The organism is Kitasatospora sp. NPDC042419, from assembly GCF_056437345.1.
Genome location: NZ_JBWKAW010000003.1, coordinates 154,689 through 178,167 on the forward strand (window position 1 = coordinate 154,689; position 23,479 = coordinate 178,167).

Consider the following 23,479-nt stretch of genomic DNA (forward strand, 5'->3'; position numbering starts at 1 on the left):
CCGCCGGACCGAGAAGCCGGACCGTCCACGCCCGGACCGCCGGACCGAGAAGCCGGACCGTCCACGCCCGGACCGCCGGACCGAGAAGCCGGACCGTCCACGCCCGGACCGCCGGACCGAGAAGCCGGACCGTCCACGCCCGGACCGCCGGACCGAGAAGCCGGACCGCCCTCACCCGGACCGCCGGACCGAGAGCCCGGACCGCCCTCACCCGGACCGCCGGACCGAGAGCCCGGACCGTCCACGCCCGGACCGCCGGACCGAGAGCCCGGACCGCCCACGCCCGGACCGCCGGACCGAGAGCCCGGACCGCCCACGCCCGGACCATCCCGGTCGATGCGTCGGAGGATCCGTGTCGCGATGCGCTCGCGCAGCCGTGTGCCCTTGCGGTGCGCACGGAGCTTGTCCTCGGCGGACCTCGGCGCTGGCGTCGGTTTGGGAGCGGACTCCAGTTCCGCTCGGGCGGTCCGGGTGACGGCCTGCGGCCGCGTGCTCTCTGCAGTGTCGACGTGGTCGGTCGGCGCGGAGACGGGATGGGTGCCCGTGTCGGCGGTGGGGCCTACTGCGGCCCACGGGGTGGGTTGGTCTGCGGGTTCGGGCGTGGTGGTGCCGTGGCGGGTGACGATGATCCCGAGGTGGACGGCGCCGGCCAGTGCGAGTGGCGCGATGGTGCTCAGGGCTCCGACGGCGGAGTCGCCAAGCTGCAGCGTGTCCGCGTGTACGGCGGCCTGTTGGTTCAGGCGGACGGCGTGGGCGGCGTTGGCCCACACGCTGGTGCCGGTGGCGCTGGAGAACAGCGCCCAGGTGTAGGCGCGAGCGGTCCAGGGTGCTTCCCGCAGGATGACCAGCGCGCGGACGCCGTAGCCGATGAAGCCGTCGACAACCACCGGGAACAAGTAGGAGAGCTGTCCCCGGACATGGATCGCCTGTGCCATCTGCTGGAGAGCGTCGTAGGACAGGGCGAAGCCGAAGGCGCCGAGTACCCCGATCGCCGCGACATCCCAGGGGGATACCCGGGGTCGGCGGTTGATCACGCGGCCACCACCAGGCGCATCGTGGGGATCGTGCGCAGTTGCTTCGACAGTGCGATCTCCTGGTGGCGCATCGAGGCGGGGATGCTCTCCAGCTGGGTGTTGGCCCGGCTGCGGCGCTTGGCCGCGGCTTTGTAGCCGATGCCCAGTGCTTCGGACCAGACGGCGAGCGGGATGCCGGCCTCGATGGCGACGCGGACGACGGCGCGCTTCTCGCGTTCGGACAGGCGCGGGCGCTGGGTGCTGGTGAGGGTGGCGCGGACACGGTCGAGGTCGAGTCGGCGGTCCTCGTGGTAGGTGACGATCTCGTCGAGCTGGTCTTCGGTGTGGCCTCCACGGATGCCGTCGCGAACGCCGCACTCGACAGCGTCCTGGAGGCACTCGCTGCGGACGGGGCACTGCCGGCACAGGGCGAGGGCCTGGCGGTGGCCGGCGATGCGGGGCGGGGCGAAGAAGATGTCGGGGTTGGGGATGTCGGCGCACTCGGCCTTCAGGCGCCAGCGGGGGTCCGGGCGGTCGGGGACGGTGTAGGCGGCGTCGAGGTCGGCCGCAACAGCGGTGGTCGTGTTCATTCGGGGCAGGTCTCCGGTCGCGCCGCCGTATCGGCGGGCGGGCATGGCGGATCCCGGGGGCGGCTCGGCCGGCCTCGCGCGGGAGCGCTGGGTGTACGGGGATCAGAAGAGGGGGGCGCGTCGCCGGTCGGGTCCGGCGAGGACGGCCTTGTGGCACATCTGGCGCAGGCGGCTGGCCGTGCGGTCGCCGAGCAGGGCGGCCAGTTCGGCAGGGGTGATGTTGCTCGTGATGATGGTCGGCAGCTGCTGCTCGTACCGGTGGTTGATCAACCGGTAGGTCGTCTCCTCGGTGAACTCCGAGGCTCGGCCGGCGCCGAGGTCGTCCACGAGCAGCAGCGGGGTGCGCTCCAGGTCGCGCATCTCGCGTTCGGCGTCCGCGCCGGGGCGCGGACGCATCATGCCGTACAGGCTGACCGAGGTGACCGCCTGCCAGCGCAGCCGGACGCCGGCTCCGAGCAGCGAGCGGATCGCGCCGTAGGCCTGGTGGGTCTTGCCGGTGCCGGTCTCGCCGAGCAGCAGCAGCGAGGAGGCTCGGGCGATGCCGAGCTGCCCCTCGGGGCCGCGACGGGCGGCCTGCTTGACGTGCTCGACCCAAGCAAGGACCTGCGGGTCGTCGGCGGCGGCGTCGTGGAAGCGGGGCGGGATCCGCGAGGCAGCCAGCTCCAGGGCGTCCCGGTTGGGCCGCGGGGCAGCGGCACGCTCGGGCACGCCGATCACGGCCGGATCGACACCGAGGCGCGCAAAGCGGTCGACGATGCCCTGCAGGCCGGTGCCGGCACGGCGCGGTTCGCGGTCGCGGCCGGCCATCACAGCTCCCCGGTGTAGGCGGAGGCCCCGCCGGTCGGGTTGGTCCACGCCCGGTACGGCGCGCCGGCGCTGCGGGGGCGGCCGGGGGTGAGCGCTTCCTGGACGAAGCCCTCCAGCGCGGAGGGGTTCATGGGCTTGTGGGCCAGCAGCCGCAGACCCGCCCGGACCTGCTCCTGGCTGTAGCCAGAGGCAAGGAGCTGCTGCACCTCTCGCCCGAGGTGACTGCGGAAGCGCGGGCTGGGCGGCTGCGGGCAGGTACGGACGTACTCGGCGACCAGGGCGTTGGCACCGGTGGTGTGCGGGTGCATCGCGGCGACGCGCTCGGCGTCCGGTTCCTCCACCGCGCAGTCCTGGGTGGGCGCGGCGTAGCCGCCCCCCGGAGGGGGTGATCCAGGATCCGTGATCCTGGATCCGTTCGTGGAGGGTGTCGTCGAGGGTGTCGTCGAAGGGTGCGGGGTCTGCTCTTCGGCGCTCTCCGTGTGTCCGGCGGTGTCCTGGTTCCCGGTGCCGGGGACTTGGGTGGAGAGGTGCTCGGGGTGGCGGTCGGTGGCGGCCTTCCTGCGGGTGCGGGCGGCGGGGGCCGGCCGGTCGAGTGCGGCTTCCTGGGTCTGGTGGAGCGGGCAGGGGGCCAGTCTGCTCTGGCTGGGGCGGTCGATCTTCTGGTGCTTGTTGAAGGTGACGATGTGGAGGAGTTCCTCGCCGTCGTCAGCGGGGTTGAGGTAGCGGCAGACGAGGCCGACTTCGGCGAGCTGGCTCAGGTCCTCCTCGACGCGCTCGGCAGTGTGGACTCCGCCGTCCCAGCTCTTCTTCCTCTTCCAGATGAGCCCGCGGACGATTCCGGCGTCGTCGATGATCCGGCCGTTGTCGTCGACGTAGTTGAGCATGTACATGAATGTTCGCTCGGCGCTGAGGGAGACCTCCGCGAGCTTGGCGTCCCGGGACATCTCGGGCTTGTGGGTGCGGATGCGCCCGTCCTGGACCGCCATCACGCCGCCTTCGCGAGCGCGCCGGCCGGGACCACGGTTCCGGTGGCGAGGTCGACGTCGTGCTGGTGGCGCCAGTCCAGGGAGGGGAGGTCTCGGGCGACCCAGCTGGCCACCGCCTCCTCGACCGCGAGCGGCAGTCCGACGGACGTGTGGGCGCGGTCGTAGGCCCGGGCCAACCACAGATCGTGAGGCTCGGACACCGAGATCCGCACGATGCGGGCATCCGGGGCGACCCGTCGGAGACTGTCCGTGACGGCGTGCCGGGTGCCTTCCGACAGCCGGTCCAGGACTGGGGGGCGGTGCGCGGTGGGCCGACCCTGTGCCGGTCCGCCTGTACGCAGAAGCGCAAGCATGGTTCACTACCTTCTGTGTGGTAGCAGGCTGGCCGGGCTCGTCCAAAGGCAGGCCGCCTGCGGGTTGTGTCGAACAACTCACACGGTGTTACGACAGGCGCTCGGAGTTTCCCGCTCCGGGCGCCGTCGTCGTTTCCGCCCCAACCCTCGGGGCTCAGTCAGGGTCGCCGCCCTGAGTCACCACCGACCGCCGCCGAGATCGCGGCGGCGGGCGACGGCGGCGGGCGATGTCACTGTTCGTACAGGCCGCACCTTGCGCAGGTTTTCACCCACCGTGACAGCCGCCGCCGGGCGGTCGATGACCTGCGGAGCGACCCACGCCGGAACCGGCCATATATATTGGCCCGCCATCGAAATGTGACCCCCCGTCAACAATGCGGCGCAGGTCTGCACCGCCGGGGACGACAATAGGTAGCCACCTGGATACCGGTCAACGAATTCGCGGAATCTACGCGGGTAGCACGACCGGTTTTCCAGAGGCTGGAAAATGATCTTGGATTGCCAGCTGGAATTACCCTCCGCAAGGGGCCGCGCAGCCCATGCGCATACCTCCACCTGCAATCCTCACGGTGAGCAACACTCCGACTTCTGCAACTCTGAGTAACGTGACGCAGAACACTGGGTAAGGGATCTTGATCGATTCGACGCCCGGAGACCCCTATATGCAAAATCGAAGTCGTCGATTCGGCGGCCGGTATATTCCATAGCCGAGCCCCCCGGGTTCGCATGAATACCAACTTCGAATGTCCAGGATTAAACAATGCGTGCGATTGCTGTGAAGGAATTCGGCGGCCCCGAGGTCCTGGAGCTGTGCGAGATGCCCGAGCCCGAGATCCGGCCGGGCCGGCTGCGGCTGCGCACCATCCTCGCCGGAGTGAACTTCGCCGATATCCACCTGCGGGAGGGCACCTACCCCGCGCCGATGCCCTGCCCGTTCGTCCCGGGCAACGAGGTCCTCGGCGAGGCCGAGGACGGCCGGCGCTACGTGGCCCTCGGCAAGGGCGGCGGCTACGCCGAGGTCGTCGCGGCGCACCGGAAGCTGACCTTCGAGGTCCCCGACGGCGTCAGCGACCACGACGCCGTCGCGCTCATGCTCCAGGGCAACACGGCCTGGCACCTCCTGCACACGGACCTCAAGCTGACCGCCGAGGACACCCTGCTGGTGCCCGCCGCAGCGGGCGGCGTCGGCTCGCTCGCCGTGCAGCTCGCCAAGCGCACCGGGGCGAAGGTCGTCGCCATGGCCGGCACCGAGGACAAGCGCCGGATCGCCCTCGGCCTCGGCGCCGACGCCGTCGTCGACTCCTCCACCACGGAGAACCTCGCCGAGCGGATCGTGGAGGCCGCCGGCGGCCAGGTCACCGCCGCCCTGGAGATGACCGGTGGCGACGTCTTCTACGCCACGCTCAACGCCCTCACCCCCCGCGGCCGGATGTCCGTCTTCGGCGCGGTCACCGGCGTCGAGGGGCTCGTCCCGATCACGCAGCTCGTCGGCCAAAGCAAGTCGGTCACGGGCTTCTGGCTGCCTTCCCTCTACCCCTCGCGCACCCACATCAACGAGTCGATGACCGCGCTGTTCGACGCCGTCCAGGAGGGCTGGCTCAAGCCGCTGCCGGGCCCCGTCTACAAGCTCGGCCAGGCACGCCAGGCGCACACCGACCTCGCCGCCCGCCTGACCTCCGGCAAGGTCGTCCTCAACGTCCGCAACTGACCCCGGGGTCACCCACTCCTCGCCGGCCCCCACCGAGCAGGCCGGGCAACCGTTGTAGTCGCGCCCCTGACAGGGCGCGACGATCCTCCCTGGGGAACTACACACATGACCATCAGCACCGCACGCGAGGACAGCGTTCCCGCGCAGCGTCAGGGCAGTGCACAACCCGCGAAGTCCGGCTCCCTCGCCGCCCGCGCCTACGTGGTCCAGCAGGCGCTCGCCCAGCTGCCGGGCGACGTCCACGCACTGCGGGACATCGCCCGGCTGGCCAAGCTGCCCGAGGCCACCACCCACCGCATCCTGCAGGACGGCGTCGACAAGCACATCTTCGAGCAGGTCGGCAGAGGGATGTACCGGCTCGGCACCGGTACCGCCCGCGCCGGCGTCCAAGCCATGAACCGCCTCCCGGGAGCCACAGGCACGCACACCTACCTCGTCCGGCTCCACCAGGCCACCGGGGGCCTCGCCCTCCTCTACGTCCTGTCGGCGTTCGGCGGCGCGAAGCGCCTGTGTACCGACTACGAGATCGGCGGCATGGACCCGGCAGAGGTCGGCATGACGGCGGAGGACGTCGTCTCGGTCTCCCGGTCGCTGCGCACCGGAGCCTCCGGCCGGGCGATCCTCGCTCATCTGCCGCAGGACGCCCGCGACCAGGTCCTCGCGGAGGAGGTACCCCCCACCGCGGGCCCCGGCGTGATCAGGGACAACCGGGCGCTGGCCGACTCCCTGCTCGTCATCCGCGAACGCGGCTACGCCATCGGCCGCCAGGAGTGCATGGCGGGCTGGGACAGCGTCGCGGCCCCCGTGTTCTGGCGCTCCCAGGTCATGGGCTCCGTCCTGCTGCTCAAGCCCACCAGCACGATGCCGGAAGACCTGCGCCCGCTGATCCACCACACCCTGCGGGCCGCCAAGGACATCAGCGACCTGACCGCTACCCCGGTCTCCGCCGTCCTCTAGCCGCGCCGAGCCGTGTCGGCCGTCCCTTCGAGGGGAGGGGACGGCCGACGCCACCCTCGGCGCACCCGCTGTCACACCGTGGTCGGCTGCCGCCGCGCACGCATCGCAGCCCGCGCCCGCGCCGCACCGGCCGCCGTGTACGGCTCGCCGCTGCCGATCCCGGCGACAACGGGGCCGGAGCGTCCCGAGCACGGCCCGCACAGCCCCGGCCTGCGCATCGGGGCCTGGCAGTTGTCGCACTCGTGCTCGCGCACGGGCGCCGACGGCTCCGCCCTGCGGGGCGGGGGCGGCATCTTGCGAAGGAGCCGGTCGCGTACCACCGCCACCGGGGAGAAGATCTGCCCCGGCAGCCCCGGCAGCAGCGCGGCGGCCAGCTCCGCCGGACCGCAGCCCACCCCCAGCCAGCGCCCCACCAGCGGCGCCAGCTCCACCACCTCCGCCTCGCCGAGCCGCAGACGCGGCTCGTCCTTCAGCACCCGGTACAAGGCCAGGGCCGCCGCCTGCATCGGTCCCTTCAGGTCCTCGATCGAAGCCGTCGCCCTCCCGCCCTCCGCCTCCGGGCGCCGCGCTGGCGACGCGGAAGGCTTCCGGTCACCTTCGTCGCCACGGGCGGGGAGGGAGGGTTCTTTCTCCAGGTCCTTTAGTACAAGGACGCCAGCACCCCCGGAGTCCGGTACACCGGACGCCGGGCGCGCCACACTCGGCTCCACCTGCGGCTTTGCCGCCTCCAGCAGTTCCTCGGCGGCCTTCAGGCCAGGGAGCTGCGGGGTGTCGTAGACGTGCGCCTCGCTACGAATCCGCCCGTCGGCCCCGCGGATCTTGCGAACCACGTAGTAGCCGGCCTCGATCAGCTCCTTCAGCGCCTTGCGGACCGCCGCCCGGCTGTCGGGGCCCGAGTCGGCCATCTGCCGGGCGTCTTCCCGCCAGGTCTTGGGCCGGGACAGAAGGTCGCCGAGAAGGCCCCGGGCGGCCAGGCTCAGCCGCCGGTCCTGAAGGATCGAATTGGGCAGCACGGTGAAGTTGCGCGCGTGGGCGCTACGATGTACCTGCATCGGGAGTCGCATCTCCTGTTGCCGGACCCCGGGGTGTTAGCGCACCGCCGGGGTCACCTGTGTTCGATTGGACTACGGAACGTAGCACACACAAGGCCCTTGACCTGAAGCCCAGTTCGAGCGGCCTTGATCACGTCCGGTTCTCCTGCGTGAAGGGGCGCGAGGGTCGCCTGTGGCTAGTCGAACAGGCGCCCCAGTAGGGCGCCCTGGCCGGACTGGAGGACATGTGCAGCCTGCAGCGGGATCCAGAAGCACTCGAAGTGGGTGGGCTCCTGTTCGCCATCGTGGCCCTCCTGGCTAGCCCAGCGCTCCGGGGTGGGCTCGGTGAGTTCCAAGTGGAAGACGTGCCTGTGCTGGACCTCGGCCCGGTACGGGGTCATGTCGTACTCGGTTTCGCCGAGAGAGCGCACGATCTTGAAGCCGCTCAGGCCGGTCTCCTCGCTGGCCTCGCGCAGGGCGGCATCCTCCGGTGTCTCCCCCGGACGAATGCTGCCCGCTGGGACCTGGATCCCGACTTCCTCATAGCTGTAGTCGGTGTGACGGAAGACCAGGAGCCGGTCGTCCCGTACGACGTAGACCAGCACCTTTTCCTTGGTGACCTTCTCGGCCATGGAGCCTCCGGTTGTTCATGAATCTGCGTCCGGCTGCACCCGCGCCGGAGGTCGCCTGTTTGGGGCACGCCCAGTCACGTGGAGCCCCCGGCAAGTGGGCCGGCGCGAGGTAGGGAGCCTCCGGGCTCGCAGGTACCGGCGCGGCGGACCTGTCCTTGTTGAATGTCACCCCTGACAGAACATCACAGTACAGACCGGTAGCCCCCACGCTTCCAAGCACCGGGACTGACCGGCCAGCGTTCACAACGCGAGAGCGTGCCGGTAAACGGCCCGCAGCCGGGCCCGCAGGGGCGAGTCGCTGATGGTCTGCAAAGCGGTTTCGTGGTCGCCTGCAACGGTGCGGAGCTGGTCGCGCTGCCGGTCGAGGTAGGTGGCGAGGAAGTTGTGAGTCTCGCCGCCGATGGTAGGCAGGACGGCGGCGACGTACAGGGAAACGAGGGAGAAGGACCAGCAACCGTGGATGAAGCCGTACGCCGGGCGCTTGGTCTTCTTCCACGGGGAGTAGAAAGTCTGGGTGTTGTCGATCTCGCACCTGGTGGCAGTGAGCGCGTCGTTGAGCCAGTTGTGGCCCGCTTCGTGGACGAGGTCGCGTCCGACCATGACGGGGTTGTCGGGGACGTAGTCGAGGACGACGGTGCCGGGCATGCGGCTGATGGTCCAGCTCCGCAGCGGGCTGCCGAGGGACTTGCCATCGAGAAGGACGACGACGGGGGCGTGGTCGGCGACCAGGTCGCCGAAGCCGTGGTCGGCGGCAAGGTCGGCCGCTCCCCGGGTGAGCTTGGGCAGGTGCTCGGGGGCGGCCTGGGTGGTGGGGCCGAGAACGTAGTACGGGGTGTCGGAGATGCCGGAGGTGAGCAACCCGTCCTCGCCGGGCTCGACGGTCAGCGGGCCGGCGGCCTCGGTGAGGTGGGCGGCTCCGGCGTCGGGGTGCTCGGCGTACCAGGCGAAGGTGTCCTGGTCACTGTTGCGGGCGGCGTGTTCGGCGCCTTCGAGGATGTGGTGGGCGAGCGCGTACGCGGCGGCCTGCGCCTGCGCGGGTGCCGTGATGGTGCGGCCGGTGCCGCGGCCGATGGCTTGGTGGATACGCTCGGTCCTGGCCTGGTGGTGGGTGTGGATCGCGGGCATGTGGAAGACAGTGCTGAGGTCCATCGCAGTCTCCTTCGCGCGGGGTGGGGTGGGGCCAGGGCGGGTGGGCCCTGGCCCCTGCGGGTGCCCGGTGGGACGGGCACCCGCCGTTTCGCTGTCAGGCGTGGACGGTCGGCTCGGTCGGCCAGTCGTCGGCGCCCTCGCGGGAGGAGTGCGCGGTGAAGCGGATGGAGCCGTCGTCCTCGCGGAGCTCGTCCACAATGTCGAGGAAGTCCTTGGCCCAGCTGTCGCCCATCGTTGATTTCCTTTCTGTACTGGCTGGTTGGGGTTGCACTGGGTGTTCGGCGGGGGTTCGGGGGGCCTCTCGCCCGCGTTGCCGGGCTCACGCGGCCGGAAGGGGCTCGGGGAGGGTGCCGGCCCAGGCCGGGCAGCCGCAGCCGGTCTCGCCGTCGGGCCTCTCGGCTTCGAGGGCGGCCGCCAGGAGCTCGGTGGCCTGGTCGAGGGCGGCGAAGTAGGCGGTGGCAGTGGTGCCGGTGGCGGGCAGCAGTCGCAGGTCGAGGACCGGGTGGGTGCGGCCGGTGTTCTCGCAGGTCAGGTTGTTGCGGGCGATCAGGAGCCGAACGGCGGACGGCATCGCCCGCTCGCACCGTTGGGCGGCCCGGCACAGGGCGGCCGCGGTGGCGGCGTATTCGGCGCTGCCTCGCGGGAGGATGCCGACTTCCCTGGTCTGGTTCTTCCGGCCGGGCTGGTCGTAGTGGTGGCCTTCGCAGCTGTCGTAGGTGACGAGGTTCCAGCGGCTGGTGAGGTGGTAGACGAGGGGTTTGATGCCGGGCTCGATCGCGTCGGCCCACTGGGGGTGGGCGGGGTCGAGGTCGTCGGCCGGCTGGGTGCCGGGCAGGCCGACGGTGTTGATGTTGCCGAAGTCGCTGGTGCGGAGCTCCGCCTGCTGGCGGCTGGCGGCCGGGTTGTCCCAGGTGGCGAGGAAGCCCTGGACATCGCGCATCCGGTTGACGGGGGTGGGCCGCCAGTGGGCGGTGCGGCACCGGGCGCCGTCGGGGTGCTGGGGGTTGGCGAGGAGGGCGGCGGTGCCGTCGATGAGCCGTATCCGGTGGTCGCAGTACGCGTCGTGCTGCCCGGCGAGGTTCATGCGCCAGCGGGTGGCGATGCAGCCGCCGCCGCAGGTGGTGCGGTAGTCGCAGGTCAGGCAGCCGGTCATGAGGCCGCGGCCTTGGCCGAGGAGGTTGGAGCGGCGCTGTGCGGTGGTGATGTCGGCCGGGCTCGTGGCGGGTTCGAGGACGGTGAGCTGGGCCTGTGGCCAGGGCAGTTCGTCGCAGCTGCCGAGGCGGCCGCCGGGGTAGAGGGTGAAGACGTGGTCGCACTTCATGTCGGAGAAGTGGCAGAAGGAGACACCGAGGCCGCGCAGGCGGCGGATGGTGGGCACGGCCGGGGAGAGCTTGAGGCGGCGGAACAGGCCGGTGGTGATCCAGTGGGCGGTGGCGGCGAGGACGAAGTCGGTGTACTGGTCGGGGGTGATCGCCCAGGCCGGGCCGCCCGCCCGGGTGAGGGCGGCGCGCTGCAGGGTGCGGCTGGCCGGGCGGCGCCGGCCGGTGTGGGGGGTGGGGCGGGTGATCGCGGTGTCGAAGCACGGCACGAAGCTGACTGAGGTGACCGCGTCGAACCCGGCCAGGCGGTCCAGGACCTCGGCCGGGCGGCCGAGGACGGCGGGGGTGACGGTGGTGATGATCCCGCAGCGGCGGCCGCGCTCGGCCAGCAGGGCGAGGGCCTTGATGACGGCCGGGTAGGTGGGCTCGCCGTCGTAGCCGACGCGCCACCGGTTGCCCTCCGCGTCGCCGTCCAGGGAGATCCCGATCTCCAACTCCGGGTAGTACGCGTCGAAGAGGTCGAGCCATTCGTTGTCGAGCTGGACGCCGTTGGTCTGCAGGGATACCCGCTTGACCTGCGGGGTCGCGGCGAGGGCCTTCAGCAGGCCCGCGATGTGCTCCTTGCCGGCGGTCAGCGGTTCCCCGCCATGGAGTTCGACGGCGAGCGGTCGGCCGGGGAAGACCTTCGGGAGGACGTGGACCTGGTCGGCGCTGATGACCCGGCCGCCGGGGGCTTCCTTGCGTTTCTCGTAGCAGTGCAGGCAGTCGATGTCGCAGGTCTCGCCGCGGACCTTGAGGATCACCGAGACGGCGTCGTCGTCGGAGGTCTCCAGCGTTCGGTACAGGTGAGTGATCTGCTCGACCGCGGTGGTGGGGTGCATCGGGTGCCTCCCAGGAAGAAGGGGTTGGGCGGGGCCAGGTCAGGGGTGGATGGCCTGCTGCCACGCGGCGAGTTGGCCGGGGGTGAGGCGGATGGTGGTGTCGGCGCGCTTGATCCGCCAGCCGTCGCTGTAGCGCTGGGGCAGCCAGCCGGGCTCCAGCCAGAGCACGGGCACCGCACCGTCCGGTTCGGCGGTCTCCGGCCACACCTCAAGGAGCGCGGCGAGCAGCCGGACCCTGGCCTGGCGGAGGGCCTGGCCGACCGGTCCGGCGGGCGGTGGCGGCGTCGCGGCTGCGGCGAGGACGGGGGTCCACTTGTCGCCCAGCAGCGGGTGGCCGGCGGCGGTGTTCTCGGCCTGCTGGACGGCGGTCTGCAGCTGCATGGCGACCAGTTCGGCGGCGTCGGTCATCCCGGCCCGGGACAGGCCATCGAGGTCTTCGGCCAGGCTGATCGCGTGCTGGATGCGGTCGGCGAGCGCCCACTTGCGGTAGACGTCCTGCTCGGCCTGGTCGAGGACCGGCTGTTCGCCGCCTGGCAGGGTGCGGGCGGTGGCCAGCACGGTCAGGGCCGCGAGGCGGCGGCGGACGGTGCGGAACAGGTCGACGTCGTCGGCGAGGATGTGGAACTTCCGCAGCAGGCAACGAAGTTCGTCCACCTCGGTCGCCGCTTGGGCTTCCAGGTCGACACGGATGTCGTCGACGATGCGGGACTGCAGCACCGGGACGGGGCCGTCCGGGATCAGGACGCGCAGGTCGACGTCGCTGCGGGCGTGGGCGAGGCCGCAGGCCACGGGCCCGGTCATCCACACCGGCGAGCCGGGGTACTCCTCGGCGAGCTGCGCGGCGACCTGGCGGGCCGCCCGCACCCTGGCATCCACGAGCTCGGCCGCGCTCCCGGGTGCGGGCCGTCGAAGGAGAGCGTGGGCGGTGTCGGTGACCCAGTCGTCCAGCACGCGGCGCACGTCGCGGCGCTGGGCGCCGATGTGCGGGGTGACCAGCAGGTTCAGCGGCTTCGGCCCGGTCCGGAAGAGGTGGGCGTCGGTTGCCTCGACGGGGTCTACGGCCAAGCCCGACAGGCGCCCGTCGGCCAGCGCCTCCAGGCACGCGCCGGTGTCGATGGTGGCCAGGCGGCCGGCGACGACGAGCAGGGGTGCCCGGCCGGAGGCCGCGTCGAGGAACGCGGTGTTGAACAGGGCGGTGTTCTCGGCGGTGGCGGGCAGCGCGACGACGTGGGCGTCCGCCCAGCCCGGCAGGTCTGGGGCGGGCATCTGCGGCAGGCCGGTGATGCTCCGCCGGGCGGCGAACGCGATGTCGCTGACGAACGGGGCGAGCAACGTGGCCGCGGCCCGGCCGACCGGTCCGGCGCCCCAGATCGCGACGTTCGCCGACGACAGCGGCGCCCCGGTGCAGGCGGCCTTGAGGTGGTCGCCGGCCGCGAGGCCCTGGGCGCCGAGCGGGATGCGCCGAGCGAGGGAGAGCAGAGCCGTCAGGCACCACTCGGCGACCGCGTGGGCGGAGGCGCCGGGGTTGCGGTGCAGGCCGATCCCCCGCTCGGTAAGGAGGGCGGTCTCGATGCCGTCCAGGCCGGAGCCGGCCCGCACCACGTGCCGCAGGTTCGGGAGGGCCGCGAGCTGGTCGGCGCCGAGGTGGGTGCCGGAGCGGATGACGATCAGCTCCGCCCGGCGCGCGGGCCCGACGACGTCGGTGAGGTCGGTGAACTCGTAGACATCGTGCGAGCTGATGCGGCGGACCAGGGCAGCCGGGTTGCAGGCACCCTTGGCGACCAGGATCGTCGGCGACCTCACCGGCCCCGCCCCACCTGGGCATGGTCCACGAGGACGTCGCGGCTGTCCGCGAGGCCGGCGAGGACCGCAGGGGCGACCTGCGGGATCAGCACCTTGTCGGTGAGTTCCTCCAGCGGCACCCATTCGAAGCCGACCTGGTCCGGGTCGCGCGGGTCGGAGAACCGGGGTTCGGTGCGGCCGTCGGTGATCTCGGCGAGGAAGTTGTGCTGGGTCTTGTGCTGGGGTCCGAGGTCCTTGCCGAAGCGGCCGGGCACGTACTCGACGACGAACATCTGACGCACGGTGCGCACGGTGAGGCCGGTCTCCTGGAGAACCTTGCGGACGACCGCGTCCCGCAGCGGCTCGCCCTCGATCGCCTTGCCGCCGGGCAGGTTGTAGTGGAAACAGCCGCCGTCGGCGCTGTCGTCGTAGGACAGCAGCAGGATCTTGCCGTCGTGGACGATGGCGGCTTTCACGGACACGCTGATGCTGGGCAATTCGCTCAACTGGTGCCTCCGGGCAGGGACGTAGGGACAGGAGGTCGTGCCGGTCACAGGGCGGCGCGGGCGTCGGGGTCGCCGACGCGCATCAGGTCCTGGACGTCGGCGAGCCGGCGGTTCTCGAACACGCCGGTGGTGCGGAACTCTCCGGCGGCCCCGCGCATCGCGGCCAGCGCGGCACGGGAGAGCTGATTGGCGTAGATCGCCAGGCGGAACCCGGCGTCACCGAGGGCCTGGTGGTCGAGGTGCGGGAAGGCGGTGGGGACGGTGGCCAGCGGCGCCCCGGTCCACCGGTTGCCGACTTCCAGCGCCTGGCGGCCGGTGGCGTCCTTGCTGTGCACGAGGACCGCGTCCGCGCCGGCCGCCTCGAACAGCTCGGCGCGGGTCAGTGCGTCGGCGATGCTGCCGCCGCAGATCAGCGTCTCGGTGCGGGCGATCAGCAGCAGGCCGGGGGCGGCGGCCCGCACCTCCTTGATCTGCTCGCACACCACCTCGGTGTCCGCGAGCTGCTGGGCGCGGTGCTCGGAGAAGGAGTTGCACTTGGGGTAGCGGGAGTCCTCCAGGCACAGGGCGGCGGCGCCGGCGGCCTGGAGGTCGAAGCCGTACCGGGCGGCCGACGGCCCGGTACCACCGGCGTTGTCCACGTCCACGATCACCGGCAGGTCCGTGACGCGGCGAAGGGAGGTGACGACGTCGGCCAGGTCCCGGGAGCCGAGCACGTTCTCGTCGGGGAGCCCGGAGGCCGCGGAGACCTCCAGGCCCGACACCCACAACGCGTCGAATCCGGTCTCGACGGCGACGCGGGCGGCGATCGCGTTAACCGCACCGATCGCCTGCACCGGAAGCCCCTCACCGGCGGCGAGGGCGGCGCGCAAGCGGCGGCCGGCCGGGGCGAGCGGGGATATGGCGGTGCTCATCGGGGGCTCCCTGCTAGGTCGGGGGTCAGGCCGCGCTCCAGCAGCGCGGTCCAGGCGTCCGCGAGCACAGCGGCCCGGGACTGGGAGGCATCGATCCGCAACGTTGGGCCGATCTTCGGGAAGCCAGCCGGGTCGGCGGTGATCGCCCGGTAGGTGTCGCGGACGGTGGTCTGCACGTGGTCGACGTCCCAGTCCTCTCGCACCGAGTCGCCGGCGGCGCGAGAGGCGGCGCGCTCCATGGAGGTACTGGTCGCGGCGTCCAGGATCAGCGTCAGGTCCGGGACCGGGTCGATCTCGGCGGCGAGTTCCGCGTAGGTGAGCTGGGGGTCCTGGCCGTGCTTGACGTGGAAGAACGCGAGTTCCGACAGCAGCCACCGGTCAGCGATCACTGGCCGCACTGGGAGGGAGGGGGTGATCAGGATCTCGACGGTGGCCCGCTTGTCGGCGGCGAGCGCCGCCAGGTAGCGGTCCCGGTTAGTGGGGGTGGGCGTGTACTTGCCCTCCGCCAGGTCCGCAGCCACGTAGGGATCGAGCCAGTTCGTGGTGAGGACCGCCAGCGGCGTCACCCCGTACAGGTCTTCCAGCAGCCGGTACAGGCCCTTGCGGAGTGTGGTCTTGCCGCTGCCGTCCAGGCCCTCGATCACGATGAAGGGAAATCGGTCCATTGCCTACTCCACCTGCCCCGCTCCGGTGCCCGACTGGTACTTGGTGAACTGGCCGCGCCACGGGACCGAGGTGGTCACCAGGTCGGTCAGCCGCATCCCGCCGATCTCCTGCAGCAGGTCCGGCAGCGTCGGTTCCAGCACCACGCTCTCGGCGACGGCCCGGCAGTATGCGGCCCGCAACTCCCGGTCTTCTTCGCCCTGGTGCCGCAGGGCCGCGCGCAGGACGCGGATTGTGCTGCCGAGGGCAACGGCACGGGCGGCGTTCTGCAGCATCGGCAAGGTGGCGGTGCGACCGCTCTCGTGGTGGATTACGGCGAACACTCCGACCCACCAGGCACTGGCACGACTCGCTCCGTGAACAGCGGCTTCCGTTGCACCGTCGAGGCCTTCGGCCAGCAGCCAGGCGACCTCGTCCACCGCGCTGGTGAGCCCTCCGGCGGCGACGCGGTGGAGGCCAAGCTGCTGCGGCACGGTGATCCACGGTTGCAGGCCGGCCGCCCGGATCAGGATGTCGTCCACCGGGACGACGAGGGCGGGGCGCGACACCAGGTCGGCGGGGTCCAGCTCGGCGGGCAGGGCGAGTTGGCCGGCCGGAAGCGCGGCGGCCTTGCGCCACTGCTCCAGGTGCAGGTGCGCCCGCTGGACGTGCAGTGCGTCGGCGAGCGCCTGCCAGGTGTCCCGGACGGTGGGCTGCCCGAGCCTCCCGGGCGGGCCGACGGTCGGCGTGGTTCGTTCCACGGATTCTCCTCACGAATCGAACAGGGAAACAGCGAAAGGTGGTTGCCGAATCACGGAGCGCGACGGGCCGGTGTGGGGGTCGACCGCTGGGCCGGGTTGACCGGGCGCCCGGAGCCGTCAGGAGGCGGAGAGGTCCGCGTGGACGGTCTTGCCCCGGGGATGGAGCGTGGTGCCCCATTGGTGGCCGGTGAGCTTGTCGACCAGGGCGAGGCCGCGGTGGCACTCCTCGTCGTCGCCGGCCGCTATCAGCACGGGCAGTTCGCAGGAGCCGTCGCGGACGAGGATGCGGACCCCACCTGCGGCAGTGCGGCGGACGGCCACCAGCATGAAGGTCTGGCAACCGGTCCTCAGGGCGTTGGAGACTAGCTCCGAGACGACGACCTCGGCGGCGTCCGCGAGGTCGCCCCGGCCCCATTCGCCCAGCTTTCCCCGCACTAGCAGGCGGGCGGTCCGCGCGGCCTCGGGCCGGTAGCGGAGCAAGGTGGTCGACGGGCCGGGCACAACCGTCCTCACGGCGAGCGATGCCAGCGACGCCGTCATCGAAGCCCCCGGCTCCGCCTACGCCGCCGGCCTTCCTGCACGCCGTGGAGGACCGCGGCCCAACGACGGGCCCTGTCAACGCGGATCCCGTCGACCGTCCGCGAGACGACCTGGACCGGGTGGCCGGCCGGGGTGACGATCCGCAGGTCGCTGTCGGAACGGGCGTGGGCGCGGCCCTGGACGAGGGCGCCCTCCAGCCGGGTCTGCGCGCCCGGGTGGTCGGCGGCCAGCACTGCGGCGGTGGCGTGCGCGATCCGCAATTGCTCGGTATACCAGGGGCTCACGGGCGGGCCGCCTCACACCGGCCGACCAGAGTGCGGGCGGTGGCGCCGACCCAGTCGTCCAGCTGGGCGCGGACGTCGGTGCGCTGGGCTCCGATGTGCGGGGTGGCGATGAAGTTGCGGGGCGGGCCGCCGCGGGGCAGCAGGCACACGTCCTCGCGCTCCACCGGGTCCAGGGCAAGGCCGGCGAGGTCGCCGTCGTCGAGGGCTTCCAGGCAGGCGGGCACATCCAGGGTGGCGAGGCGTCCGACGCAGACCAGCATCGGGCGGCGCTCGCGGGCGGCGGTGAGGAAGTCGGCGCCGAACAGGCCGTGGTTCTCCTCGGTGGCGGGCAGGGCGACGAGGTGGATGTCCGCCCAGTCGGCGAGCGCGGAGGCCGGGAGCTGGCGGGTGCCGTCGGGGATGCTGGGCCTGGCCGCGTAGGCGATGTCGCCGACGTGCGGGGCCAGCGCGACCTCGCACGCCTGGCCGACCGGTCCGGCGCCCCAGATCGCGAGCCGGGCCTCGGCGAGGGGGCGGGTGACGCAGCCCGCCTTGAAGTGCACGCCCGCGGCCAGGGCCGACTGCCCGAGCGGGATGCGCCGACCCAGCGACAGGACGGCGGCCAGCGCCCACTGCGCGACGGACACGGCGGCGGGCCCGGGATTGCGGTGCACCGAGATCCCGCGGCGGGCCAGCTCCGGCAGGTCCAGCCCGTCCAGACCGGAGCCCGCCCGGATGACGTGCCGCAGCGCCGGGAAGTATTGGAGCTGCTCGGCGCCCAGTCGCGCCCCCGAGCGCAGCACCACGATCTCGGTGGTGTCGTTGACGGGTTCGCTGCCATCGAGGGCGTCGGCGTGCCGCACGTTCCAGCCGGGCAGCGCCTCGGCCAGGGTGGTGAGGTCGATGGCGCCGGCCATGACGAGCGCTGTGGGCCGGAGCACGGCTGCGGTCACCACCGGTCCACCAGGATGTCGCGGGAGTGGGCGAAAGCATCCAGGAGTGCGCGGTGGAGGTGGACCCGCTGGACGGCCAGGCCGTACGAGAGCGCTTCCCAACCGTCGGCCACACCGCCCGGACGTGGGGATCTCAGGAGTTCGCGAGCCATGGGTGTCCTCTCAAGGGCAAGCCGAGGGCCGCGCAGCGGTAGCACTCCGAGAGTTCAGGAGTGCGCTGCGTCACATCGAGAAGCGTCCACCCATCGGCCGCATCGCGTCAAGCACGTGACTGGCAAAATGCCATTTGAGGTGCCAGTCATATGAACGGCACACTTGCCTACACTGATCCGAGCCGGGCCGGGGTGGCCTACTCTGGCCGGGCAGACGCGCTTCAACCTCGGAGGGGACCAGATGGCAGCTACCGTCCCGAGCAGTCCGACCGCCGCCCGGAAGGCGTTCGGCGCTGACATAAGGCGCCGGCGCGACGACCGGGACCTGACCGCGGCGGAGGTCGCGGTCGTCATCGGGTGCAGCACCTCCAAGGTGACCCGCATCGAGACTGGCCAGCGCAGTGCCAACCCGGACGACTTCGAGGCATTGATGGACCTCTTCCAGGTCCCCGATACCGACCGGACCCACCTGGAAGCCCTTTTCAAGCGCGGTCGCAAGCGGACGACGATGTGGTGGGACGCCTACGGCGACGTCCTGAGTTCGAAGTACGTCGAGTTCATCCGCTACGAGCACGAGGCGGCCGGCGTCTTCGACTACCAGGTCGTCTACGTTCCGGCTCTGCTCCAAACCGAGGAGTACGCCCGCGCCGTCACTGGCGTCGGCTTCGCCGCGCTCGGCCCCGACCAGATCGACAGCCTCGTCGAGGTCAAGATGCGCCGCCAGCGACGCATCCACGAGGACGAGGATCTCCGGTTCTCCGGGGTGATCACGCAGGCCGCGCTCGAGTTCCACGTCGGCGGCCGAGTTGTTCAAGCCGCTCAGCTCCGTCATCTGCGCGCCATGATGGAACTGCCCAACATCGATCTCCGCGTGATCCCCTTCAGCAAGGGAGCGGACGGAACCCAGACCGGCGCGTTCAGCACCTTCACAAACGAAGGACAGGAGTCCCCAGAAGCTGCCTTCGCGGAGGCCGTGACTGGTACCGTCTTTGTCGATGATGCACTGGGTCTGCGGCGCCTCCACCGCCTTTCCACCTACCTCGCCGGCGCAGCACTCAGCGCCGACGAGAGCCTTGACTTGATCGAGCAGACCGAGAGAAAACTGGCATCAGCATGAACGTTCTGGACCTGTACGCGGCTCCTCTCGAAGGAGCCAGCTGGCACAAGAGCACGTACACCGCCAATAACGGCAACTGCGTGGAACTGCTCCCGGTGCCCTCGTTGCCGGCCGTGGCCATCCGCGACTCGAAGAACCTCCAGATCCCGCCGATCAGGACCAGCAACCAGTCGATGCGGAGCTTCGCCGACGCCCTCCTCAACGGCGAGCTGGTAGCGGCATGAGCCACCCCCGGACCACCGCCAAGGAAGCCCTCTACGCCCTCGACCTCAGCGACGCCGCGTGGCTGGTAGCGCCGAGCAGCGACCCGTCGGACCGCCTGGAGGTCGCATTCCTCCAAGACGGCGCCGTTGCACTTCGGCACTCCGCGAACCCTGCGGGCACCATCCTGCGCTACGACGCCCAGGAGTGGGTCGCCTTCCTGCGAGGACTCGAAGACGGCGAGTTCGACGCCGACATGGAGCGCATCCTCACCGCCACGTTCTAGGGCATCGCTGTCGCTGCTTGGCCGAAGGGAAGGCCCGCTTCAGCAACGCTCAGGGCGGGCTCGGCCTCGAAGCCAGCAGCCGCTGGACCTGCCGCTGCCGGTCAATTCGTGACGGCCTCAAGGAGACCGGCGAGGTCCCGCAGGTCACCGAGTACCCGGTCGGCGCCCGCAGCGGCCAACTGCTCTGCGGACGTGGTGCCAGAAGCAACGGCGACCACCTTCGCGCCGCCTTCGGCTCCGGTCCGCACGTCCTCCAGCGAGTCACCGATGATCACCGTGTTCGCCCGGTCGAAGGCGATGCCGTAGCGATCTGCGGCGCGGCGTTGGGCGATGCCGACCAGGGCCGGCCGGTGAGAGTGGTCGGAGGCGAAGCCTCCGACGCCCAGATCCACATACCGTTCCAGGCCGAAGGCGCCCAACTTGATGGCAGCGCTCTGTCGGAGGTTGCCGGTCACCACGGTCGGTACGAGGGCTGGCTGGACGTGGACGGCTTCGAGGGCTGCCACGGCGCCGGGCATGACCTGACCGCTGCTGCGCAGTTGCTCGGACCGCTCAGCGAGCAGCGGGGGTAGGAGCCCGACGATCCGCTCCGCCAGGGGCTCGATGTCGTTCTGGTCCACGTCGTTGGCCGTGAGCAGCTCCCGGACCGCGAGCGGCATGGTGCGGCCGGTCCCGCGTTCGGGGAGCTTCGTAGCATCGCGGCCCACCACCGCGCGGAACGCTGCCCGGTAGACCGCACGGTCCGTCTCGCCCACGTACAGCAGGGTCCGGTCGATGTCCCACAGAACGAGCACGGTGCTGGTCACCGTCAGAGCTCCTTGGCCGCCATCACTTGTCGTGATCGTTCTACCAGCTCGCTCGACTGCAGTCCCGGGATCGCCCGTACGTGCTCAACCGCCTTTGCGAGATGGTCGGCCAGACGGGCCGACTGGACATTCGCGGCGAGGGTCAGCGCGGAGTCGGCGGCGGCGAACCCCCCGTCGCGATCCCCGGCGAGGAGGTGGGCGGAGGCAGCGCGAGAAGCGAAGAGGGCTCTGGTCCGCAGGTCGTTGGGATTCAGGGTGGAGGCGGCCTGTTCGAAGTAGGCAGCTGCGAGCCGGTGTTCGCCGAGTTCGAGGTGGCAGCTGGCGGTCTGGCCGAGGATCTCGCCGCGGTTCATCCAGTAGAGCCAGCCGGGGTCCTGTTCGGACGAATCGTGCGAGGCGAGGTCCGCTGCTCGGCCGAGCGCGCGCAGGCATGCCTGGTTCTCGCCGAGTTTGGCGTGCCCGCGGGCCTGGCGGGTCAGCAACATGGCTTCCAGGACAGGCGAACCGACTGTGCGGACCTTCTCCCGGGCGGCCTGCATGGCGGTCACGGCGTCGCGGGGGCTGCCGACGGAGTAGCTCTGGATGGCCATGTAGGAGAGGGCTCCCGCGCCGTAGCGCGGGTCACCGGAGGCGTGGGCGGCCCGCAGGGCCGCGAGCAGGGCGCGCTGCGCTTGTTCGTGGCGGCCGGCGTCGAAGTGGAACCAGCCGAGCTGGGTCGCAGTGTCGGCTGCGATGCCCGCTAACTGCCGTCCCGTCTTCTCGTCGTAGCTGGCCGACTTCAGTGTCTCGTAGACGAGGCCGAGATGGGCCCGCGCGAGACCGGCGACGAGTCCGCTGCCCGAATTGGCGTCCATGGTGCGGAGGCTGTCGATGGTTCCCTGCAGGCTCCCGACGAGGTCCGGGGCCACTCGGGCTCCGTCGAGTGCGCGTTCGAGGGGTTCGGCGTCGGCGATGCCCCACTGGTGGATGTAGGCGGACAGCGCGGCCCCGGTGAGGACCAGGACTTGCCGGCGATTCGGACGCATGGCGGGCTCCCCTCGCATCGCCTCCTGCAGTCCGGCCACCATACGACGGGCCGTCCACGGCTCGGCGGCGTCCTCGTGGGCCTGGAGTGAACTGCCGACTGCTTCCGGGGAAGATGACTGCGTACTACCTCGAAGCGGGAGCCGCACAAGGTCGGCGGGCGCGCCGATCGTATTGAGGAACTCGACGATCCTGTCGATGTGCGTCAGCTGTACCCGTCCGGCCTCCAGTCGGGACAGGTAGCCCTGCGTTAGTCCGGTAATCCCGGCCAGGTCGTCCTGGCGCAGGGGGACGATTTCCCGCAGGCGCCTGCTCAGGCTGCCGAAGTCCAGCTCAGTGAGGGTCTCGCGCACCTCGGCATCGCGCCACACCCAGGCCGGCACTCTTGTAGAGACCGGCTCGGCGACCTTCCTCGCGCATGGGCCGCACACACTGCCGTCGTCGTTGTAGCGGCTGAGCGTGCAGCCGCACCGCTGGCACCGTCGTCCGCTCATCCTGCCCCCTCCGCAGACGGGAGGATCGGACCCCCGCCGACGACCGCCGAGATCATATTTCGCTGTGAATATGACTACTCGAATGGCCGCCAGTGAACACTCTCAGGCACCCTACTGTGGCAGGCAGTTGCTCGTGGCCGAAAGCAATCACTTCGCCCGTCGCGGTCGCGACAGTCCCGATCGGCCCCCGACCTGGCGGTCCAACCTCACCTGCACCGGGCGGGTCGATGTCTACCTTGACGTCCGGGCCCAGGGGCTGCGCAGGAAGGCGCGCGTGCTTGCAAGCGATCAGCCATGCCCGACAGCGTCGCGTCCTGCCTGGAGTCCTGTTCACAGGAACGCCAGCTGCCAGCGTGATTAGTGGGTACCGTCCACGGGACGGAAGCAGTCGAGGGGGATTCCGATGGGCCAGTGGCAGGACTTCACCACGGGTGAGCGGATCAAGATGCTCCGGGGGAAGGACACCCAAGCTGATCTCGCCGCGCGCAGCGGCCTGTCGATGCACACGATCCAGAAGGCCGAGCAGGACAAGAACGTATCGTTGCCGACTCTGCTCCGGCTGGCGGAGGCGTTGCACTCCGACGTGTCGGTGATCCTAGGGCAGCAGGCTCCGCGGCGGGGGATGGGCCGGGACGACCGGTCGATGCTTCGCGAACTGTCCCGGACAGTGCACGACACCGCCGCAGGTGTGTTGGTCGATCCGGCCGAGGGCGCCGCTCCGGGACCGGCTGATCTCGCCGAAGCCGCCGAGCGACTGTGGCGGATCTACTGGCGGGGCGCGTATACCGAGGCCGGCGTCCTCGCCGCGCCGTTCCTGCGGTCGGTCGCGCTGTACGCGCAGGCGGCTCCGGCCGGACAGGAGGCCGCAGCGAGCGCTCTCCTCTCGGATGCCTACCGAGCGGCCGGACTGATCGCGAACTTTCTCGGCGCGCGGGATCTGGCGTACGCCTCGATCGGTCACGCCCTGCGGCATGCGGAGCTGGCGGCCGACCCGGTACGGGTGTCGATGCTGGGGTCCGCCCGAGCGCGGGTGCTACTGCGCGACGCGAGGGTGGAGCAGGCGCTCCGGGAGGCGGAGGCGGCAGCGTCTCGTACCGAGCCGACCTTCTCCGAGCAGGGCGCGGCCTTGTTGGCCGCGTACGGGAAGAACATCACCTTCGCGGCGGTCGCGGCGTCCAGGCTGGGTGACTCCGACCGGTCGGCGGACTTGCTCTCCCAGGCCCACGCGGTGGCGGCGCGGCTGGGTCGCGACGTCTTCGGGAACGGGCTCCAGTTCGGTCCGTCCTACGCGGGCGCCCAGGCCGTGGGGATCAACGTCACCCTCGGGAACGCCGGCCGGGCGCTGGAGATCTCCCGCCGGTTCGATCGGTCCGGTCTGACGCAGGCGGCGCACAACCGGATGATGCTCGACGTCGCGCTCGCGCAGTGCGATTCACGGCAGTGGGACACCTCGCTGGACACGCTGCTGGAGGTCTGCTCGGCTCATCCCGAGTGGGCGGCGCACCAGGCTATCCCCGGGGTGATCATCCAGAGGGCCGGCCGCGCCGGGAACAGCCGGATTCGCAAGCTGTCTGAGATCCTGGGGACGTCTCCGACCATCCGGTGAGTACCGAACC

Annotated in this window: 27 protein-coding genes; 6 read left to right on the forward strand and 21 right to left on the reverse strand. The window is 71.1% G+C overall.

Translation table 11 applies throughout. The features are described from left to right. The 5 genes from AC067J_RS07920 to AC067J_RS07940 form a co-directional block, all read right to left on the reverse strand. Positions 1–935 (reverse strand): hypothetical protein (locus AC067J_RS07920; protein ID WP_478297376.1); only part of this gene is annotated, 935 nt, incomplete at its 3' end. A 95-nt stretch (positions 936–1,030) separates the two neighbouring features. Further along, positions 1,031–1,603: a WhiB family transcriptional regulator gene (locus tag AC067J_RS07925; RefSeq protein ID WP_401001838.1), complete on the reverse strand. Its 573-nt coding sequence runs from the start codon at positions 1,601–1,603 to the stop codon at positions 1,031–1,033. Between the two features lie 102 nt (positions 1,604–1,705). Next, positions 1,706–2,410 carry an ATP-binding protein gene (locus AC067J_RS07930; protein ID WP_360012944.1) on the reverse strand — a complete coding sequence of 235 codons (705 nt, stop codon included), beginning with the start codon at positions 2,408–2,410 and terminating at the stop codon, positions 1,706–1,708. Then, positions 2,410–3,396 carry a hypothetical protein gene (locus AC067J_RS07935; RefSeq protein ID WP_401001837.1) on the reverse strand — a complete coding sequence of 329 codons (987 nt, stop codon included), beginning with the start codon at positions 3,394–3,396 and terminating at the stop codon, positions 2,410–2,412. The genes AC067J_RS07930 and AC067J_RS07935 overlap by 1 nt, the downstream gene beginning before the upstream one ends. Then, a complete protein-coding gene (locus tag AC067J_RS07940) occupies positions 3,396–3,596 on the reverse strand; it encodes a hypothetical protein (protein WP_401001836.1) in 201 nt (66 codons plus the stop codon). The genes AC067J_RS07935 and AC067J_RS07940 overlap by 1 nt, the downstream gene beginning before the upstream one ends. 913 nt (positions 3,597–4,509) lie before the next feature. On the opposite strand from AC067J_RS07940, the gene AC067J_RS07945 reads away from it, so the two are divergent. Beyond that, the gene (locus tag AC067J_RS07945) at positions 4,510–5,457 is read left to right on the forward strand and encodes a quinone oxidoreductase family protein (protein WP_401001834.1); all 948 of its coding nucleotides are present in this window, start codon (positions 4,510–4,512) and stop codon (positions 5,455–5,457) included. A gap of 105 nt (positions 5,458–5,562) precedes the next feature. Continuing rightward, on the forward strand, positions 5,563–6,414 hold the full coding sequence (locus tag AC067J_RS07950) for an IclR family transcriptional regulator (RefSeq protein ID WP_478297063.1): 852 nt from the start codon (positions 5,563–5,565) through the stop codon (positions 6,412–6,414). Between the two features lie 71 nt (positions 6,415–6,485). Here the strand turns inward: AC067J_RS07950 and AC067J_RS07955 are convergent, their stop codons facing one another. The 14 genes from AC067J_RS07955 to AC067J_RS08020 all read right to left on the reverse strand — a co-directional run bounded on the left by AC067J_RS07955 (position 6,486) and on the right by AC067J_RS08020 (position 17,936). After that, complete coding sequence (locus AC067J_RS07955; protein WP_478297064.1) at positions 6,486–7,478, reverse strand: hypothetical protein; 993 nt, start codon at positions 7,476–7,478, stop codon at positions 6,486–6,488. A gap of 164 nt (positions 7,479–7,642) precedes the next feature. Continuing rightward, positions 7,643–8,077, reverse strand: a complete 435-nt coding sequence (locus AC067J_RS07960) for an NUDIX hydrolase (RefSeq protein ID WP_401001831.1) — start codon at positions 8,075–8,077, stop codon at positions 7,643–7,645. A gap of 240 nt (positions 8,078–8,317) precedes the next feature. Beyond that, a complete protein-coding gene (locus AC067J_RS07965; RefSeq protein ID WP_478297065.1) occupies positions 8,318–9,226 on the reverse strand; it encodes an aKG-HExxH-type peptide beta-hydroxylase in 909 nt (302 codons plus the stop codon). 94 nt (positions 9,227–9,320) lie between these two features. Beyond that, a complete protein-coding gene (locus AC067J_RS07970) occupies positions 9,321–9,458 on the reverse strand; it encodes a hypothetical protein (RefSeq protein WP_401001829.1) in 138 nt (45 codons plus the stop codon). Between the two features lie 87 nt (positions 9,459–9,545). Continuing rightward, positions 9,546–11,426, reverse strand: coding sequence for a radical SAM protein (locus tag AC067J_RS07975; RefSeq protein ID WP_478297066.1), 1,881 nt, complete (start codon positions 11,424–11,426; stop codon positions 9,546–9,548). A 39-nt stretch (positions 11,427–11,465) separates the two neighbouring features. Further along, complete coding sequence (locus AC067J_RS07980) at positions 11,466–13,229, reverse strand: NAD(P)-dependent oxidoreductase (protein WP_401001827.1); 1,764 nt, start codon at positions 13,227–13,229, stop codon at positions 11,466–11,468. After that, the gene (locus AC067J_RS07985) at positions 13,226–13,714 is read right to left on the reverse strand and encodes an NUDIX domain-containing protein (RefSeq protein WP_401001826.1); all 489 of its coding nucleotides are present in this window, start codon (positions 13,712–13,714) and stop codon (positions 13,226–13,228) included. The genes AC067J_RS07980 and AC067J_RS07985 overlap by 4 nt, the downstream gene beginning before the upstream one ends. A gap of 44 nt (positions 13,715–13,758) precedes the next feature. Then, on the reverse strand, positions 13,759–14,625 hold the full coding sequence (locus AC067J_RS07990) for an isocitrate lyase/phosphoenolpyruvate mutase family protein (protein ID WP_401001825.1): 867 nt from the start codon (positions 14,623–14,625) through the stop codon (positions 13,759–13,761). Further along, positions 14,622–15,290, reverse strand: a complete 669-nt coding sequence (locus AC067J_RS07995; RefSeq protein ID WP_401001823.1) for a dTMP kinase — start codon at positions 15,288–15,290, stop codon at positions 14,622–14,624. Before AC067J_RS07995 ends, AC067J_RS07990 begins: the two co-directional genes overlap by 4 nt. 3 nt (positions 15,291–15,293) lie before the next feature. Then, complete coding sequence (locus tag AC067J_RS08000; RefSeq protein WP_401001822.1) at positions 15,294–16,028, reverse strand: hypothetical protein; 735 nt, start codon at positions 16,026–16,028, stop codon at positions 15,294–15,296. A 117-nt stretch (positions 16,029–16,145) separates the two neighbouring features. Further along, entirely contained in the window at positions 16,146–16,541 is a 396-nt protein-coding gene (locus AC067J_RS08005; RefSeq protein ID WP_401001820.1) for an ATP-binding protein, read from the reverse strand. Between the two features lie 23 nt (positions 16,542–16,564). After that, on the reverse strand, positions 16,565–16,828 hold the full coding sequence (locus AC067J_RS08010) for a hypothetical protein (RefSeq protein WP_478297067.1): 264 nt from the start codon (positions 16,826–16,828) through the stop codon (positions 16,565–16,567). Between the two features lie 20 nt (positions 16,829–16,848). Then, positions 16,849–17,784, reverse strand: a complete 936-nt coding sequence (locus tag AC067J_RS08015) for an NAD(P)-dependent oxidoreductase (RefSeq protein WP_401001817.1) — start codon at positions 17,782–17,784, stop codon at positions 16,849–16,851. Beyond that, complete coding sequence (locus tag AC067J_RS08020; RefSeq protein ID WP_401001816.1) at positions 17,781–17,936, reverse strand: hypothetical protein; 156 nt, start codon at positions 17,934–17,936, stop codon at positions 17,781–17,783. Before AC067J_RS08020 ends, AC067J_RS08015 begins: the two co-directional genes overlap by 4 nt. 241 nt (positions 17,937–18,177) lie before the next feature. Here AC067J_RS08020 and AC067J_RS08025 point away from each other — a divergent pair, with 241 nt between their 5' ends. From AC067J_RS08025 to AC067J_RS08035, 3 genes are read left to right on the forward strand one after another with little or no spacing between them, the layout of a single operon-like run. Continuing rightward, a complete protein-coding gene (locus AC067J_RS08025; RefSeq protein ID WP_401001815.1) occupies positions 18,178–19,053 on the forward strand; it encodes a helix-turn-helix domain-containing protein in 876 nt (291 codons plus the stop codon). Further along, positions 19,050–19,277, forward strand: a complete 228-nt coding sequence (locus AC067J_RS08030; RefSeq protein ID WP_401001813.1) for a DUF397 domain-containing protein — start codon at positions 19,050–19,052, stop codon at positions 19,275–19,277. The genes AC067J_RS08025 and AC067J_RS08030 overlap by 4 nt, the downstream gene beginning before the upstream one ends. Continuing rightward, a complete protein-coding gene (locus tag AC067J_RS08035) occupies positions 19,274–19,540 on the forward strand; it encodes a DUF397 domain-containing protein (protein ID WP_401001811.1) in 267 nt (88 codons plus the stop codon). The genes AC067J_RS08030 and AC067J_RS08035 overlap by 4 nt, the downstream gene beginning before the upstream one ends. 101 nt (positions 19,541–19,641) lie before the next feature. On the opposite strand, the gene AC067J_RS08040 is transcribed toward AC067J_RS08035, so the two are convergent. After that, positions 19,642–20,346: an HAD family hydrolase gene (locus AC067J_RS08040; RefSeq protein ID WP_401001809.1), complete on the reverse strand. Its 705-nt coding sequence runs from the start codon at positions 20,344–20,346 to the stop codon at positions 19,642–19,644. 2 nt (positions 20,347–20,348) lie between these two features. Continuing rightward, positions 20,349–21,863, reverse strand: a complete 1,515-nt coding sequence (locus AC067J_RS08045; protein WP_478297068.1) for a helix-turn-helix domain-containing protein — start codon at positions 21,861–21,863, stop codon at positions 20,349–20,351. Between the two features lie 403 nt (positions 21,864–22,266). Here AC067J_RS08045 and AC067J_RS08050 point away from each other — a divergent pair, with 403 nt between their 5' ends. Continuing rightward, positions 22,267–23,469: a helix-turn-helix transcriptional regulator gene (locus AC067J_RS08050; protein WP_401001807.1), complete on the forward strand. Its 1,203-nt coding sequence runs from the start codon at positions 22,267–22,269 to the stop codon at positions 23,467–23,469. Positions 23,470–23,479 lie beyond the last annotated feature (10 nt).